The organism is Nonomuraea sp. NPDC004580 (assembly GCF_040609855.1).
In the GTDB taxonomy this organism is placed as follows: domain Bacteria; phylum Actinomycetota; class Actinomycetes; order Streptosporangiales; family Streptosporangiaceae; genus Nonomuraea; species Nonomuraea salmonea.
This window is the reverse complement of record NZ_JBEXLH010000044.1, coordinates 1-15,524: the sequence shown is the minus strand read 5'-3', so window position 1 is coordinate 15,524 and position 15,524 is coordinate 1. Positions and strand designations below refer to the sequence as shown.

Here is a 15,524-nt window from a genome sequence, read left to right as displayed (position 1 = left end):
CATGGCCGCCGACCTCACCTTCACCACCGCGCCGCCCACCGTGGCCCCGAGGGCCGCCGACCTGTTCGCGGTGATCTACCGCGAGTACGCGCTGCTGGCCCGCAACCGCATCAACCTCATCCTCAGCCTGGCGCCGATGCTGGTGTACCTGCTGCTGGTGAACACCTCGCTGAGCAACCTGGTCGGCAGCATCTCCTACCGGGGCGAACAGCTGCCGTTCGCGGTCTTCCTGCTGCCGATGGTGCTGGCGATGTCGATCGTCAGCGCGTCAGGCACCTCGGGGGTGGCGCTGTTCCAGGAGGAGCTGAGCGGGGTGGCGACCCAGCTGTGGTCGTACCCGATGCGCCGTTCCCGGTTCCTGCTCGGCAAGCTGCTGGCCGGGGTGTCGCTGGTGCTGGGCCAGAGCCTGCTGGCGCTGGGCGTCGCGGTCGTCATCTTCGACCTGCCCTTCGGGGCGGAGGGCTGGGCCGGGCTGCTGGTGGCGCTGACGCTGGCCGCGATCGCGTTCAACGGGCTCTACCTGGCCGCGGCCATCACGATCACCGACTTCCAGACGTTCATGGTGGGGTCGAACGTGTCGATCCTGGTGCTGGTGTTCAGCGCGCCGTCGATGTACACGGTCGACCAGATGCCCGTGGTGCTGCAGTGGATCGCGATGGTCAACCCGCTGACGTACGCGATCAACGGGATGCGGGACGCGGCGCTGTTCGGGTTCGCGGACGCGTGGGTGAACCTGCTGGTGCTGGCGGTGATCGCGGTGGTCACGTACGCGGTGGCCGGCCGGGCGCTGCTCAACCGGGCACGGAATCTCTGACATGCTGATATCTGACGCCAAAGTACGGCTCCCCGGCACCGACCGGGCCCGCGACCCGGCGGCCACGCTGGCGATGGCGCGGCGGGCGGCCCGCGCGGTCGGGGTCACCCGGGTCGCCGACATCACCAGGCTCGACACCGTGGGCATCCCGACGTTCCAGGCGATCCGCCCCGCGTCCCGCACGCTCGCCGTCTCCCAGGGCAAGGGGGTCACCCCCGACCTGGCCAGGCTGTCGGCGATCATGGAGTCCATCGAGCTGTGGCACGTCGAACAACCCCTGCCGCCGGACGTCACCGCGCCCCCGCGTGACTGCCGGCTCGGCTACGACGTCCACGCCCTCGTCCCCGCCACGCCGAGCCTGCTGCACGACGGCCTGCCGCTGGACTGGCTGGCGGGCACCTCGCTGGAGGACGGCTCGCCCACGCTGGTGCCGCGCGACGCCGTGGCGCTGACGCTGGAACGCGGCACCGGCTGGAGCCCGCCGCTGTTCCTCGCCTCCAGCAACGGCCTGGCCGGCGGGAACACGCGGACGGAAGCGATTCTGCACGCCCTGTACGAGGTGATCGAGCGGGACGCGGTCACCGCCGCGGGCCCGACCGGCGGGGTCCGCGTCGATCCTGGCACGTCGGGGTCGCCGATCGTGGACGAGCTGTGCGCCACGCTGGCGCGGGCCCGCGTACGGCTGGAGGTCAGGCACCTGCCGTCGCCGACCGGGCTGCCGTGCTTCCTGGCCAGGGTCAGCTGCGACGACTACCCACCGGCGTTCTTCGGGTTCGGCTGCCACCTCAGCTCGGAGATCGCGCTCACCCGGGCGATCACCGAGGCGGCGCAGGCGCGGCTGGCGTACGTGTCAGGCGCCCGTGACGACCTGCGCGCCGACTTCCACGACGGCGTCGCCCGGCGGGAGAGCTCCGAGCCGTCGCACGACGTCCCCCTCATGCGCGCGCACGACACCCTGGCCGAGGACCTGGAGGACGCGGTCAAGCGGGCCGCCGCGGCGTTCGGCCACCCGCCCCTCGTCGTCGACCTGACCCGCGAGGAGATCGGCGTCCCCGTCGTCAAGGTGGTGGCGCCGGGCGCCCGCGTCTCCCCGGAGGTGCTGTGATGAGCCACGTCGTCTACGCGGGCCCGACCATCTCCGCCGGCGAGATCCGCACCGCACTTCCCGGCGCGCGGGTCAGGCCGCCCGTCGCCCGCAACGACCTGTTCGCCGAGACCTGGACGCCGGGGGACACCGCGGTCATCATCGACGGCTACTATCGCGAACGCCTCTCCGTGGGACACAAGGAGATCCTCTGGCTGCTCGGGCAGGGCGTCCGCGTCATCGGCGCGGCCAGCATGGGCGCGCTGCGCGCGGCCGAGCTGAGCCCGTACGGCATGCGCGGCGTCGGCACGGTCTTCCACCTGTACGCGGGCGGCGAGATCGACGGCGACGACGAGGTGGCGGTGCTGCACGGCCCCGCCGAGGCGGGCTACCCGGCGGGCACGGTCGCGATGGTCAACCTGCGGCACGGCTGCCACGAGGGGGCCCGGACCGGCCTGGTCCCCCAGGAGGCGGCCGAGCGGATCCTGGCGGCGGCCAAGGCCCGCCCGTTCACCCATCGGACCTGGCACGAGCTGGCCGAGGACGTACCGGACGATCAGGACGCCCTCCACACGCTCAGAAGCAAGATCGCGGCCGGCGACTGGGACCTCAAGCATCTGGACGCTGTGGAGGCCCTGAACAGAGCCCGCGACGAGGACCCGGCACCCACCCGCCCCGACGACACGGCGCTGACCGGAATCACCCACAACGAGGCGCTGAAGTGGGGATCGCGGCGCGAGTACGCACCAGGACGCTGGATGTCCGACCTCGACGTGCTGACGGCGGCGCGCCTCTTCGACGACGGCTACCCCGCCCTGCACGAGCAGGCACTGACGACCCTGCTGGCCGGCTTCGCCGCCGCGCGCGGCCTGAGCCTGGAGCACCACGCCCGCACCACGCTCGGCGTGGCGGAGGGGCTGCCCGAGGAACTGGCGGCCTGGCTCACCGAGGAGGAACGCGCGGCGCTGCCGTCGAAGGAGCAGCTCAAGCTGGTCATGGTACGGGTCTGGCCGCTCTGGAAATCGGCGGACTGGCGCCCGGCCGTCATGGCGCGGCTCCGCGACACCGGCCGCTGGGACCGATGGACCGACGTGGTCGCACGCGCCGACGAGGTCGCCGAGCAGCACAGGGGACGGCTCGTCGTCCCGCCGCCCGAGCTGTGCGGCCGGCTGTTCCTGCGCCACTGGCCCGGCACTCCGCCCCGGGTCGCGATGGCCCGCCGCGGCTTCCTCGGCGTCGAGGACCTCGGGCACGCGGCCGCCCGCTTCTTCGCCCTGGACGTGAAGACCCCCGGCGGAGCACGGTGACGACCGCGCCGCCGCGGCGACTCGACCCGGCAGCGCACGCCGCGGACCCGCACCCGGCGCTGCACGCGATGCGGGCGCAGGAACCGGTGTACCGGCACGTCGAGCCCGCGACCGGCCGCGTGTTCTGGTACCTGACCAGGTACGACGACGTACGCCGCGCCCTCGCGGACCCGCTGCTGGGCCGCCAGATCGACCGGCTGCCCCCTGAGCCGGCCGCACGGCACCGCGCCTGGGACCGCGACCCGCTGCCGATGGTCCGCAGGAGCGTGGTCAACCTGGACCCGCCCGACCACACCCGGCTGCGCCGCCTGCTGGCGCCCGCGTTCACCGCACGGGCGGTGGCCGCACTCGAACCACGCATCGAACGCCACGTCGCCGACCTGGTCGAGCGCATGAACGGCCACGAGGAGACCGACCTGATCCAGGCGCTGGCCCTGCCCCTGCCCACCCTGATCATGGCCGAGCTGCTCGCCATCCCACGTCGGGACCTCCCCTTGCTGCGCCGCTGGAGCGACGGCATCCTGCGCGGCAGGGATCGGCGGCACGGCATGGAGTACATCGCGTACCTGCAACGGACGCTCACCGAGCGGCGCGCCCACCCCGGCGACGACCTCATCTCGCAGCTCATCGAGGGTGACCTCAGCCGGGCCGAGCTGCTGTCCAGCGTGTTCCAGCTCCTGCTGGCCGGCGACGAGACCACCGCCAACGCGATCGGCAACGGCCTGCTCGCCCTGCTGCGCCACCCCGGCCAGGCGGCGCGGCTGCGTGCCGGCCCGGAGCTGATCGACGCGGCCGTGGAGGAGATGCTGCGCTTCGACGGCCCCGTGGGGCACGCCAGGCCGCTGTACGCGCTGGCCGACGTGGACATCGGCGGCACCACGATCCCGCTCGGCGACACCGTGCTGCCGATGCTCGTGGCGGCGAACCGCGACCCGGAGGTGTTCGAGCGGCCGGACGCGTTCGACGTGGCCCGCGCCCCGAACCGGCACCTGGGTTTCGGCCACGGCATCCATTTCTGTCCCGGCGCCGCGCTGGCCCGCGTGCAATTGCGCGCCGTCGTGTGCGCGTTGTTCCGTCGCCATCCCGGCATCACCTTGTCCGCCACCGATCTGGAATGGACGCCCGACCTTTTCGTCCGCGGCGTCCGCCGGCTGCCCGTACGGCTGTGAACCCACATTCATGGGGTTGCCCGCCCGACATATGACCGGGCGATACTCGACGTGAAAGGCAGTTCTCCCGAAAAGAGAGGTGGAAAGGCATGACCTTCGACGCGAAGGAAGCGTTGCGTACGGCCGGAATTCTGACCGGTTCCGAGGCGCCGGAATTGACGCAGGCATTCAGCGTCCTGTCCCGCGAGGAAGTGGACATGCTGGTGTCGCTCAAGAGTAAGATTCCCGCCGCGCTGCCGGAGGTGCTGGCGCACTCCATCGGCGGCTGGACCACCCCCGAGGCGACGCAGCAGAACTTCGAGCCGGGCATGCTCTGCGCGTGCGGCCTCTGGTCCGGGTCGGGAAAGTCCCACTAGCCGGCCGGCGAGCTCGCAGGCGCGGGCCACCCACATTCATGGGGTTGCCCGCCCGACATATGACCGGGCGATACTCGACGTGAAAGGCAGTTCCCCCGAAAAGAGAGGTGGAAAGGCATGACCTTCGACGCGAAGGAAGCGTTGCGTACGGCCGGAATTCTGACCGGTTCCGAGGCGCCGGAATTGACGCAGGCATTCAGCGTCCTGTCCCGCGAGGAAGTGGACATGCTGGTGTCGCTCAAGGGCAGGGTTCCCGCCGCGCTGCCGGAGGTGCTGGCGCACTCCATCGGCGGCTGGACCACCCCCGAGGCGACGCAGCAGAACTTCGAGCCGGGCATGCTCTGCGCGTGCGGCCTCTGGTCCGGGTCGGGACAGAACGCCCAGTAGCCGGCCGACGAGCTCGCAGGTGCGGGCGGCCGCACCTGCGAGCCGACGCGACACAAGGAGTGGACATGCCCGGGAAGCTGACAGCGAACCGTGCCCTGTTCGAGGTGCCGGACGGGCTGACGTATTTCGCACGCGCCGGAGAATATCTGGTGGTCAATCCACACGCCGGTGGCCGATGCGTGCTCGACGAGCGGGAATTCGGCGTTCTACAGGCCCTGGCCAGAACCGGCGAAGCGCTCGAAACCACCAGGGAGACCGAGCGCACGCTCGCCAAACTGATTCTGAGCTGGGTCGTCTATTACAACGGCAACCATCCGAAGATCAAGCTGACCGAACCCGCGTTGCAGACGGTCTATTACGCCATCACCGACGGCTGCAACCTGCGCTGCCCCTATTGCTACGCCTCTTCGGAGAAATGCCTGCCGGGCGAGCTCGACACCGCCGAATCCCTCGACCTGGTCTCGCGCATCGCCGACGTCGGCACCGGGCTCCTGGTGTTCACCGGCGGCGAGCCGATGCTGCGCAAGGACCTGTTCCAGATCGTGGAGCACGCCAACGACCGTGGCCTGAGGTGCAACATCATCACCAACGCCACGATGATCAGGACGCCGGCGCAGGCCGCCAGGTTCGCCGAGCTGTTCGGCAACGTCACGGTCAGCATGGACGGCGGCACCGCCGAGACCCACGACCGCACCAGGGGCGCGGGAGCGTTCGACAAGACGTACCGGGCACTGAAGCTGCTCAACGACGCCGGCGTGGCGCCGAGCATCAACCACATCGTCACCTCGGAGAACGTGCACCACCTGGAGGACTTCGCGACCTTCATGGAAGGGCTCCAGGTCAACTCGATCCGGCTGATGTACCACAACAACCTGGGCCGCGGCATCACCGACGAGTACGACTTCGGCTGGGCCGACCACCTGCGCATCCAGCAGCTCGTGTGGACCGTGCCGGTCGCGGGGAAACTGCGCCCGCTCGGCCCCAAGCCCATCTCGCCCTGCTCGATCAAGGGCAACTGCGGCATGGGCGGCAGCGAGATCTACATCAACTCCCTGGGCGACGTGTACCCGTGCAAGCTGGTCACCGGCCGCGAGCACTTCGCCGGCAACGTCAGGCGGCAGTCGCTGGAGGACATCTTCGCCACGCCCGTGCTGCGCGGCATGCGGACGAGCACCGTCTTCGGCGGCGAGTACCACGCCGACTGCGAGCGCTGCTACATCAAGGCCACCTGCGGCGGCGGCTGCCGCGCCGCGCACATGGCCGAGTCGGGTGACGCCCGCAGGAACAGCCGCCACCTGTGCCGCATCCTGCGGCACGGCGTCGTCACCCAGATGTGGCAGGAGGCCGGCGTCGACCCCCGCGAGATCGCCGCGCACGACACCGAGATGACCACGCCGCGCCTGGTCGCCACCGGCGAGGTGCACGCGGTGTACGAGGACTGGAAGACGTTCGTCCCCGTCTCGCTGCCCAAGCCCGAGCCGCCCGCGCGGGCCCGGGTCGGCGAGCTGCTCCCGATAACCCCCGTCCGATGACAAGACAGCAGGAGGTGGCGCGTGTCGCTCCGCATCAGTGACGCCGTGGTGTGGCAGGAGACGGGCGAGGGCATCTCGCTCTACCACACCGAGACAGGGGACTTCCGCACCCTGAACGAGACGGGCTCCAAGATCTGGCTCGCCGTCGCGGGCGGCGGCGAGGCCCAGCCGGTCGCCTCGGCCCTGTCCCGCGAGTTCGCCGGCACCGACCCGGCCCTGATCAAGCGCATCGTGGCGGACGTGCACGCCTTCATCGGCACGATGATGGACCAGGGCCTGTTCGAGGAGAGCCCGGCGTGACCCGCGCGGTGGTCCTCGGCGGCGGCTTCGCGGGCGTGCTGGCCGCCGCGGTGCTGGCCCGGCACGCGGACGACGTGCTGCTCGTCGAGGGCGACCGCTACCCGTCAGTCCCGCTGTCCCGGCGCGGGCTGCCGCAGGCGCACCACAGCCACGTGCTGGTCACCGGCGGCGCGCGGGCGCTGGAGGAACTGCTGCCCGGCACGCTCAAGGCCCTGTACGCCCGGGGCGCGCACCGCCGTGACCTGACCGGCGACGCGCTGATCCTCAGCGCCGACGGCTGGTTCGCCCGGCACGACACCGGCGCGTACCTGATCTCGTGCACCCGCGCCCTGCTGGACCACGTCGTACGCCGCCGGGCCCTGCGCGGAATCACCGTGTGGCCGGACACCGTCGCGCTGGGCCTGACCGGCGACGCCGGCCGCGTCACCGGCGTGACCGTCGGCCGCGCGGGCGGCCCGCCGCAGACCGTGGAGGCCGATCTCGTCGTGGACGCGACGGGCCGCCGCTCGAAGGCCCCGAGCTGGCTGGCCGGGCTCGGGGCGCCGCGGATCGAGGAGACGGTGATCGCCTCGGAGCTGGCGTACGCGACCCGCCTCTACCGGGCGCCCGCCGGGCGCGCCGCCGCCACACCGGCGATCATGATCCACCCGCACCCGGACGGCCCCGCGCGGGGGGCCACGCTGTTCCCCATCGAGGACGGCCGCTGGGTCGTCACCCTGACCGGCGACCCGCCCATGAAGGAGCCCGGTTTCACCGCGTTCGCCCGCAACCTGCGCAGCCCGCTCGTCGGGGAGCTGATGGCCGCGGCCACGCCGCTCGGCCGCATCCGCCCGTACCGCGACACCGCCGACAGGCGGCGCTTCTTCGAACGCGCGCCCCTGCCGGAAGGGGTGCTCGCGATCGGCGACGCGGTCGTCGCGGTCAACCCGGTCCACTCCCACGGCATGTCGATCGCCGCGCTCACCGCGCTCCGCCTGGACCGCGAGCTGGCCGGGCACGGCGGCGTCAAACCCTGCCGCACCCCCGAGCTCCAGGCCGCCGTGGCCGAGGTGGCGGACCCGTCGTGGCGGATGGCCGTCGGCCAGGGCGGCGCCCCGCGGCACACCCTGCTGAGCCGGGCCGCGCTGACCAGCCACCAGCTCGCGACCCGGATCTTCCGCGCCCAGACCCTGATCGCCGAGCAGGAGAGCACGCCATGACCCGCCTGATCCCGCGCAGCCTGCTGTTCGGCAACCCCGCCTACCTGGCCCCCGCGCTGTCACCGGACGGCACCAGGCTGCGCTTCCTCGCCCCCGACGACGGCGTGCTCAACGTCTGGGCAGGCCCGGCCGATGCCCCGGACCAGGCCAGGCCCGTCACCAAGGACCGCGGGCGGGGCATCAGGTCGGCCGGGTTCTGCCACGACGACCGCACGCTCTACTACCTGCAGGACCGGGACGGCGACGAGAGCTGGCGGCTCTACCTCGTCGATCTCGACACCGGCGCCGAGCGCTGCGTCACCCCGTTCGAGGGCGTGCAGGCCCGCGTGCTCGCGCACAACGGCTCACGACCCGGCACGATGCTGATCGGCCTGAACAAGGACCGGCCCGAGCTGCACGACGTCTACCGCCTCGACCTGGCGACCGGCGACCTCATCAAGATCGCCGACAATCCCGGGTACCTGAGCTGGGAGATCGACCCCGGCCTGCGCATCCGCGGCGGAACCACCATGAACCAGGACGGCACCCTCACCATCCACCTGACCAGGCCAGGGGTGAACGAGCCCACGCCGTGGCTGGAGGTGCCGCGCGAGGACGCCGTGGGCACCCGCGTCGCCGGCTACTCCCGCGACGGCGAGACCGTCCACCTGCTCTCGTCCATCGGCGCGAACGCCACCCGCCTGTACGCCGTGGACGCCGCCACCGGCCGGCGCACCCTCCTCGCCGCCGACCCCGTCCACGACGCCAAGGCCCTGGAGGTGGACCCGATCCACCGCCGCCCGCAGGCCGTGGTGTTCGGCCGCGACCGCGACGAGCGCCTGTTCCTCGACGACGGCTACGCGCGGGCCGTCACCCGGTTGAGCGAGCGGCTCGCGGAGCTGGGCGTGCACGGCGAGCTCGACATCGACCGCTCCGAGCGCGGCGACCGCACATGGGTCGTGACCGTGGTCGCCTGCGACGCGCCGGTCCGCTACTACGTCTACGACCGGCACGAGGACCGCCTGCGCTTCCTCTTCTCCCACCAGCCCGAGCTGGAGCGCCACCGGCTCGCCGAGATGGAGCCGTTCGTGTTCGACGCCCGCGACGGCGTCGAGGTGCACGGCTACGTGACCTGGCCGCCCGGCGCCGAACGCCGCGCCCTGCCGGCCGTGGTGAACGTGCACGGCGGCCCCTGGTGGCGTAACTCCTGGTGCTTCGACGAGGAGGCCCAGCTGCTCGCCAACCGCGGCTACGCCTGCATCCAGGTGAACTTCCGCGGCTCCGTGGGCTACGGCAAACACTTCCACAACCTGGGCGCCAAGCAGTGGGGCGCGGCGATGCAGACGGACCTGCTGGACGCGGTCTCGTACCTCGCCGCCCGTGGCGCCGTGGACCCGGCCAGGGTCGCGATCATGGGTTGCTCGTACGGCGGATACGCGGCCCTGGCCGGCGCGGCCTTCACTCCCGGCGCGTACGCCTGCGCCATCGACCTGTGCGGCCCGTCCAACCTCATCACCCTCCTGGAGGGCGGCGCCGCCTACCGGCGCACCGTGGACACCTTCATGCACGCCCACGTGGGCGACCCCGCGACCGAGCGCGACCTGCTGTGGGAGCGCTCGCCGCTGTCCAGGGCCGCCGACATCACGATCCCGCTGCTGATCGTGCAGGGCGCGAACGACGTACGGGTGCCCCGCCAGGAGGCCGAGCAGATCGTCGCGGCGCTGCGCGCGAGCGGCGTGCCGCACGAGTACCTGCTGTTCGAGAACGAGGGCCACGGGCTGCTCAGGCCGGAGAACAGGGAGACGTACTACGCCGCCGTCGAACGCTTCCTCGCCGAGCACCTGGCATAGAACCGGTTACGAGCACGCCGGCGGCCAGACGCCGACGTGCAGCAGCTCGTGGGCGTAGCAGTACGCCACCAGCTGGCTGCGGTTGCTGCACGCGAAGCGGTCGAGCAGCTTGCCGATCCGCTCGGCCACGGTGTACCTGCTCAGGCGCATCTCCCGCGCGATCCGCGTCGTCGTGTACCCGGTGGCGAGCATGACGATCAGCTGCCGGTCACGATCATTGATCAGGTCATCGGAAACAAGGGCCATGGAAGTCTCCGGACGGCTCGCATCGACCGCGGGCGCCCCGGACGAGAGCGCCTCCGACCTCGAACGCTAGGAGAGCCCGGTTGCGTACCGGTATGGCCCGGCCATGGCTTCGGTTAGCCGGAACGGCCGCCATGGCGCGGGTATGCCGCCGCCATACCGGCGCGAAACCGGCCGGACATAGCGTGCAGATCAGTGCCCACCTGCCCGGGAGGTTGACCGATGGACAGCGAGAAGCCTTTCGACGCGCTGGCCACGCTGCGTGCCGCAGGACACCCCGTCGACCTGCTGAACGAGCGGCAGCGGCAGGTGTTCGCCGAGCTGGGCAGGCCCGAGGTCGAGCTGCTCAACTCGATCAAGACCCGGCTGGACGCGGCGGCCGGCGAGGTCGAGGGCCAGGACCTCAAGCTCGTATGAGCACGAGGGCCGCCCGCCCCGCCCGCCGGCGCGTGGTCGTCGTGTTCGTCGACCTGGTCGGCTCGACCGAGCTCGCCGAGCGGCTCGACCCCGAGCTGCTGCGCAGCGTACTCGACCGCTACCACCGCGCCTGCACCGCGGGCATCGCCGAGCACGGCGGCGTGGTCGAGAAGTACATCGGCGACGCCATCATGGCCGTGTTCGGGGTCCCGGCCAGCAGAGAGGACGACGCGCTGCGTGCCGTACGCGCCGCGCACGCCGCACTCGGCCGGGTCCGCCGGCTCAGCGACGACCTCGCGCCCACCCACGGCATCCGGCTGGAGGTGCACTGCGGAATCGCGGCGGGGGAGGCGATGGTGATCGACCTGCCCGGCGCCGACCTGCGCGTCACCGGCGACACCGTCAACACCGCCGCCCGGCTGCAGTCGGCGGCCGGCGCCGGCGACATCCTCATGGGGGACGAGGTGGCCCGCATGGTCCGCGCGTACGCCCAGGTGGAGCCGGTACCGCCGCTGCGGCTCAAGGGCAAGCGCGCTCCCGTGCGGGCCTGGCGGCTGCTCTCGCTGGGCGCGCCGGGCGCCGCCCGCGCGGACGACCAGGCGCCGCTGATCGGCCGCGAGGAGGAGGCGCGGCAGCTCAGGCAGGCGTACGGGCGGGCCGCCCGCGACCGCCGGTGCTGCGTGGTCACGCTGCTCGGGCTGCCCGGCATCGGCAAGTCCCGGCTGGTGCGCGACTTCACCGGAGGGCTGCCCGCGCAGACGCCGGTGCTCGTGGGGCGGTGCCCGTCGTACGGGGCCGGCATCACCTACCGGCCCATCGCGGAGATGCTCGAAGCGCTCAACGGCGACTGGCCGCTCGTCGCGCCCGAGCTGGAGCCGGCGAGCGTACGGGCCCTGCACGGCCTCGCCGCCACCGACGGCACCTCGGGGGTGGAGGAGATCGCGCGGGCCGTACGCGGCCTGTTCGAGGCCCTGGCCCGGCGCCGGCCCCTGGTGGTGATCTGGGAGGACCTGCACTGGGCCGAACCCACCCTGCTCGACCTCATCGAGCAACTGGCGGCCCGGCTGATCGACGTGCCCGTGCTGCTCGTCTGCGTGGCCCGGCCCGAACTGCTCGACCTGCGGCCCACCTGGGGCGGCGGGATGGCGTGCGCGTACGCGCTGGAACTCGGCCCCCTCGACCCCGGCGAGATGCGCGCGCTGGTCGCCTGCCTCGCACCGCCTTCTGGTGAGGTGGTCGCCCACGGTGCCGACCCCCTGCTCGACCGGGTGGCGGAGGGCGCCGACGGCAACCCGCTCTTCGCCGAGCTGATGCTGGAGACGCTGGCCGAGGAGGGCGCCGACGCGCCGCTGCCGCCCACCGTCCAGGCGCTCATCGCGGCCCGCCTCGACCGGCTGGGGGACGGGGAGCGCGACGTGCTCGAACGCGCCGCGACCATCGGCCAGGTCTTCACCCGCGACCGCCTCACGGTGTTGCTCCCCGGCTCCTTCGACGCGGACGAGGCGTTGTGGAGCCTGGTGCGACAGCGGATGATCCGCCGCGCGGAGCTGCCCGGCTCCTACCAGTTCACCCAAACTCTGGCCAGGGAAACTGTGTACGCGATGACCCGCAAGGAGCTGAGAGCCACCTGGCACCTCACCCTCGCCGACCACCTGACACCTCATTGCCCGGAGAACCCCTCGCCCGCCTCCGTGCAGGACCGCTCGCCTGCCTCCCTGGAGGACCGGGAGCCGCGCCATCCACCGGCCGGCTCCTTCGACGAGCCGGCGCAAGGGGACCTCGCGCACCACCTGGAGACGGCGTGCCTGCTCAAGCGCGAGGTCCAGCCGGACGACCCGCTGCTGCCCGCGCTCACCGTACGGGCCGCCCGCGCGCTCATCGGGGCGGGCACCCACGCCGCCCACCGCAAGGACCTGCCCGCCGCGCTCGCCCTGCTGGAGCGCGGACGCGAGCTGCTGCCGCCGGGCGACCCCGAGCACCGGCGGCTCGCCGTACGGATCTGCGACGCCGCCCTGGCACGCGGCGACGGCGAGCGGGCGTTCGCGGCGGTCGAAGCCGCCGAGTGGATGCTGCCCGGCGACCGGCGTACCGGCCTGACCTGCGCGATCCAGCGCGAGGCGCTGAGCCTGCGCTTCGGCCTCGCCCACCCCGCGCTGGACCCGCTGCGCGACCTGCTCACCGCCGAGCCGGACGACGACCTGAGCTGGTGCCGCTTCCACGAGCTGGAAGCGCTCACCCACCTGGGGGAGGGCCGCTTCGGCGCCGCGGAGGCGGCCCTGCGCGCGGGCCTGGACCGGGCCCGCTCCCTCGGCGACCGCTACGAGGAGAACCGGCTGCTCAGCGGGGTCTGCGAGCTGGCCCAATGGTCGCCCACCCCGATCCCGGAGGGCCTGGCCCTGTGCACCGAGCTCTCCGCCAGGTTCGCGGACGACCGAGCCCTGCTCGTCCCAGTACTGATCACCCAGGCGCGGTTGCTGGCCCTCGCAGGGCGGATAGGTGCGGCCCGCACCGTCCTCGCCACCGCGACCCGCCACGCCACCGACCTCCACCTCGACCTCGCCGCCACGGCGGTCACCCAGGTGAGCGGCCTGGTGGAATCCCTCGACGCCCACCCCCGCGCCGCCGCCAGCCGCTTCCGCCAGGCCGCCACCGCCCTCCGCACCGCCGGCCACCCAGGCCCCGCCGCCACCCTGGACATCTACGCGGCACGCGAGCTGATACGCCAGGGCCGGCACAGCGAGGCCACGCAGACCCTGGAACGGGTGGCGGCCGCGGGTGCGCGTGATGGCCCACCGGCCGCCGGTGTGCGGTTGCAGGCGCGGGGCCAGTTGATGTCGCTGGCATTGCGCGCCCGCCTGGCCTCGCTCGAAGGCGACCACGACCGCGCCGTCACGCTGGCCGCCCAGGCGGCGGAACGTCTCGACCACACCGACGACCCGTGCCTGCGCGGCGACGTACTGGCCGAACTCGCCGACGCCTACCGCACGGCGAACCACCCGACCGAGGCGGATGCGGCCACCGACCGAGCCCGGCGCGCCTACGCGGCCAAAGGCGCCGCCTGGCCGAGGAACCGCGGCACCGGACGCGGAGAGGCGGCCCGATGAGCACGACCGCAACCGGCACGACGCCCCCGCCGCCGTGGCGCAGAGCCCGCCCCACCTCCTTCCCCGGCATGCCCGCCTGGGGCCAGGCCACCTCCCGGCTGGGCGTGGAGGCGTTCGAGGTGAGCCGCCAAGGGGAGATCGACCGCGAGTGGGCCTGGGGCGGCTCGGACGGTTCCGGCGTCCGGGTCTGCGTGATCGACACAGGAGTGGACGGCACCCACCCCCTGGTGGGCGACCTGGCCCGATCCCTGGTGGTCGTCCAGGGCGCGGCCCGTACGGACGAGGTGAGCGCCGACACGGCGATGACCGCGGCCACCGCGCACACCACCGCGCACACCACCGCGCACACCACCATCGGCACCGGACCACCGCGAGCAGAGGAGGCCGCCGTCATCGACTGCGAGCCGACCGACCCGGCAGGTCACGGGACGGCCTGTGCGGGCATCATCCGTTCGATCGCACCCGCGGCCGAGCTCACCTCGGTCAGGGTGCTGACCGACGGCCGGTCGGGCAGCGGGGCGGCGCTGCTGGCGGGCCTGGGCTGGGCGGTGGACGAGGGCTTCGACGTGATCAACCTGAGCCTGTCCACCACCCGCAAGGAGTTCCAGGGCCCGCTGCAGGAGCTGGCCGACCGCGCGTACTTCCGCCGCACCATGCTGGTGGCCGCCGCGCACAACATGCCGGTGGTCAGCTACCCGTGGACGTTCTCCTCCGTCATCTCGGTGGCCAGCCACGACGAGAACGACCCCCTGACGTACTACTACAACCCGGCACCGCCGGCCGAGTTCCACGCCCGTGGGGTGCGGGTCCCGGTCGCCTGGCCGCGCGGCAGGCGCATCCGCAGCACGGGCAACAGCTTCGCCGCCCCCCACATCACCGGCATCTGCGCCCTCATCCTGAGCAAACACCCCTGGCTGACACCGTTCCAGCTCAAGTCGGTGCTCTTCCTGGCCGCGAACAACGTCACAGAAGACCCTGGAGGCATCAATGGCCGTACGTGACCCGCTGCCACCCGGCGACGTCGAGCTCACCGAGCGCCGGCTGCTGATGTCCGTGGTCGAGGTGGCCAGGCACGTCTTCGACTCCGCCGCCGCCTCGATCTTCCTCATCGACGGCGACACCGGCGAGCTGATCTTCACCGCCGTCTCGGGCAAGGGCGAGGGACACCTGCTGGGCACGCGCTTCCCGCAGGGGACGGGGATCGCGGGCTGGGTGGCGGCGAGCGGCCAGCCGATGATCGCCGACGACGTTGAGGAGGTCGCGTACTTCGCCCGCTACGCCGCCGAGGCCACCGGCTACGTCCCGAGCAGCATCATGGCGGCCCCGCTGATCCGGTACGAGGAGTGCATCGGCGTCCTGGAGGTGCTGGACCGCTCGGACGCCCTGCGCGGCGAACTCGCCGACGTGGACCTGCTGTCCCTGCTCGCCACCCAGGCCGCCTGCGGCCTGGAGCTGCTGCTGCGCTGGCGCCACACGCACGCCGCCGCGGCCGCCTCGCGCGGCGACGACCTCCCTACGATGCTGGAACGCATCGCCTCCCGCATCCTGTCGGGCGGCGGCACACCCAACCCCACCGCGCTCAACCTGCTCGTCGCCGCCGACGAACTCCTCGCCTGAAGCGCTGTCGGACCGGTTGCCCGACCCGCCGGCCGATCAGGCGCCACCGGCGGCTACCTGTGGTGAGCGGGCCCGTGGTAGTGCGGCAGGTCGAGCGGCGGCACAGGGAAGCCACCGGCCGTCGGCTCCTCGGACAGTTCCTCGAACTCGGCCTCCACCTGCGCCT

Annotated in this window: 15 protein-coding genes; 14 read left to right on the top strand and 1 reads right to left on the bottom strand. The window is 72.5% G+C overall.

Annotated features, from left to right (window positions below):
- Position 1: 1 nt before the first annotated feature.
- From ABZW11_RS32985 to ABZW11_RS32940, 10 genes are all read left to right on the top strand, one after another.
- Positions 2-814, top strand: a complete 813-nt coding sequence (locus tag ABZW11_RS32985) for an ABC transporter permease (protein WP_355425682.1) — start codon at positions 2-4, stop codon at positions 812-814.
- Position 815: 1 nt separating this feature from the next.
- Complete coding sequence (locus ABZW11_RS32980; protein WP_355425679.1) at positions 816-1,919, top strand: YcaO-like family protein; 1,104 nt, start codon at positions 816-818, stop codon at positions 1,917-1,919.
- Positions 1,919-3,205 (top strand): TfuA domain-containing protein, encoded by a 1,287-nt coding sequence (locus ABZW11_RS32975; RefSeq protein ID WP_355425676.1) that lies wholly within the window; start codon positions 1,919-1,921, stop codon positions 3,203-3,205. The genes ABZW11_RS32980 and ABZW11_RS32975 overlap by 1 nt, the downstream gene beginning before the upstream one ends.
- Positions 3,202-4,374 (top strand): cytochrome P450, encoded by a 1,173-nt coding sequence (locus ABZW11_RS32970; protein ID WP_355425673.1) that lies wholly within the window; start codon positions 3,202-3,204, stop codon positions 4,372-4,374. The genes ABZW11_RS32975 and ABZW11_RS32970 overlap by 4 nt, the downstream gene beginning before the upstream one ends.
- An 89-nt stretch (positions 4,375-4,463) precedes the next feature.
- The gene (locus ABZW11_RS32965) at positions 4,464-4,730 is read left to right on the top strand and encodes a StsA-related sactipeptide RiPP (RefSeq protein WP_355425671.1); all 267 of its coding nucleotides are present in this window, start codon (positions 4,464-4,466) and stop codon (positions 4,728-4,730) included.
- Positions 4,731-4,847: 117 nt separating this feature from the next.
- Positions 4,848-5,117 carry a StsA-related sactipeptide RiPP gene (locus tag ABZW11_RS32960; RefSeq protein ID WP_355425668.1) on the top strand — a complete coding sequence of 90 codons (270 nt, stop codon included), beginning with the start codon at positions 4,848-4,850 and terminating at the stop codon, positions 5,115-5,117.
- A gap of 65 nt (positions 5,118-5,182) precedes the next feature.
- Positions 5,183-6,649, top strand: coding sequence for a StsB family radical SAM/SPASM domain sactipeptide maturase (gene stsB / locus ABZW11_RS32955; RefSeq protein ID WP_355425665.1), 1,467 nt, complete (start codon positions 5,183-5,185; stop codon positions 6,647-6,649).
- 21 nt (positions 6,650-6,670) lie between these two features.
- Positions 6,671-6,949, top strand: a complete 279-nt coding sequence (locus ABZW11_RS32950) for a PqqD family protein (protein ID WP_355425662.1) — start codon at positions 6,671-6,673, stop codon at positions 6,947-6,949.
- Positions 6,946-8,148, top strand: a complete 1,203-nt coding sequence (locus ABZW11_RS32945; RefSeq protein WP_355425659.1) for an FAD-dependent monooxygenase — start codon at positions 6,946-6,948, stop codon at positions 8,146-8,148. Before ABZW11_RS32950 ends, ABZW11_RS32945 begins: the two co-directional genes overlap by 4 nt.
- Complete coding sequence (locus tag ABZW11_RS32940; protein ID WP_355425656.1) at positions 8,145-9,977, top strand: S9 family peptidase; 1,833 nt, start codon at positions 8,145-8,147, stop codon at positions 9,975-9,977. The genes ABZW11_RS32945 and ABZW11_RS32940 overlap by 4 nt, the downstream gene beginning before the upstream one ends.
- 6 nt (positions 9,978-9,983) lie before the next feature.
- Here the strand turns inward: ABZW11_RS32940 and ABZW11_RS32935 are convergent, their stop codons facing one another.
- Positions 9,984-10,223 (bottom strand): LuxR C-terminal-related transcriptional regulator, encoded by a 240-nt coding sequence (locus tag ABZW11_RS32935; protein WP_355425654.1) that lies wholly within the window; start codon positions 10,221-10,223, stop codon positions 9,984-9,986.
- A 219-nt stretch (positions 10,224-10,442) separates the two neighbouring features.
- On the opposite strand from ABZW11_RS32935, the gene ABZW11_RS32930 reads away from it, so the two are divergent.
- Genes ABZW11_RS32930 through ABZW11_RS32915 form a run of 4 tightly spaced genes read left to right on the top strand, consistent with a single transcriptional unit; the run spans position 10,443 to position 15,358 of the window.
- On the top strand, positions 10,443-10,637 hold the full coding sequence (locus ABZW11_RS32930; RefSeq protein ID WP_355425651.1) for an aroma-sacti cluster domain-containing protein: 195 nt from the start codon (positions 10,443-10,445) through the stop codon (positions 10,635-10,637).
- Positions 10,634-13,741, top strand: a complete 3,108-nt coding sequence (locus ABZW11_RS32925) for an AAA family ATPase (protein ID WP_355425648.1) — start codon at positions 10,634-10,636, stop codon at positions 13,739-13,741. Before ABZW11_RS32930 ends, ABZW11_RS32925 begins: the two co-directional genes overlap by 4 nt.
- On the top strand, positions 13,738-14,742 hold the full coding sequence (locus tag ABZW11_RS32920) for a S8 family serine peptidase (RefSeq protein WP_355425646.1): 1,005 nt from the start codon (positions 13,738-13,740) through the stop codon (positions 14,740-14,742). The genes ABZW11_RS32925 and ABZW11_RS32920 overlap by 4 nt, the downstream gene beginning before the upstream one ends.
- Positions 14,729-15,358 (top strand): GAF domain-containing protein, encoded by a 630-nt coding sequence (locus tag ABZW11_RS32915; RefSeq protein WP_355425643.1) that lies wholly within the window; start codon positions 14,729-14,731, stop codon positions 15,356-15,358. Before ABZW11_RS32920 ends, ABZW11_RS32915 begins: the two co-directional genes overlap by 14 nt.
- Positions 15,359-15,524 lie beyond the last annotated feature (166 nt).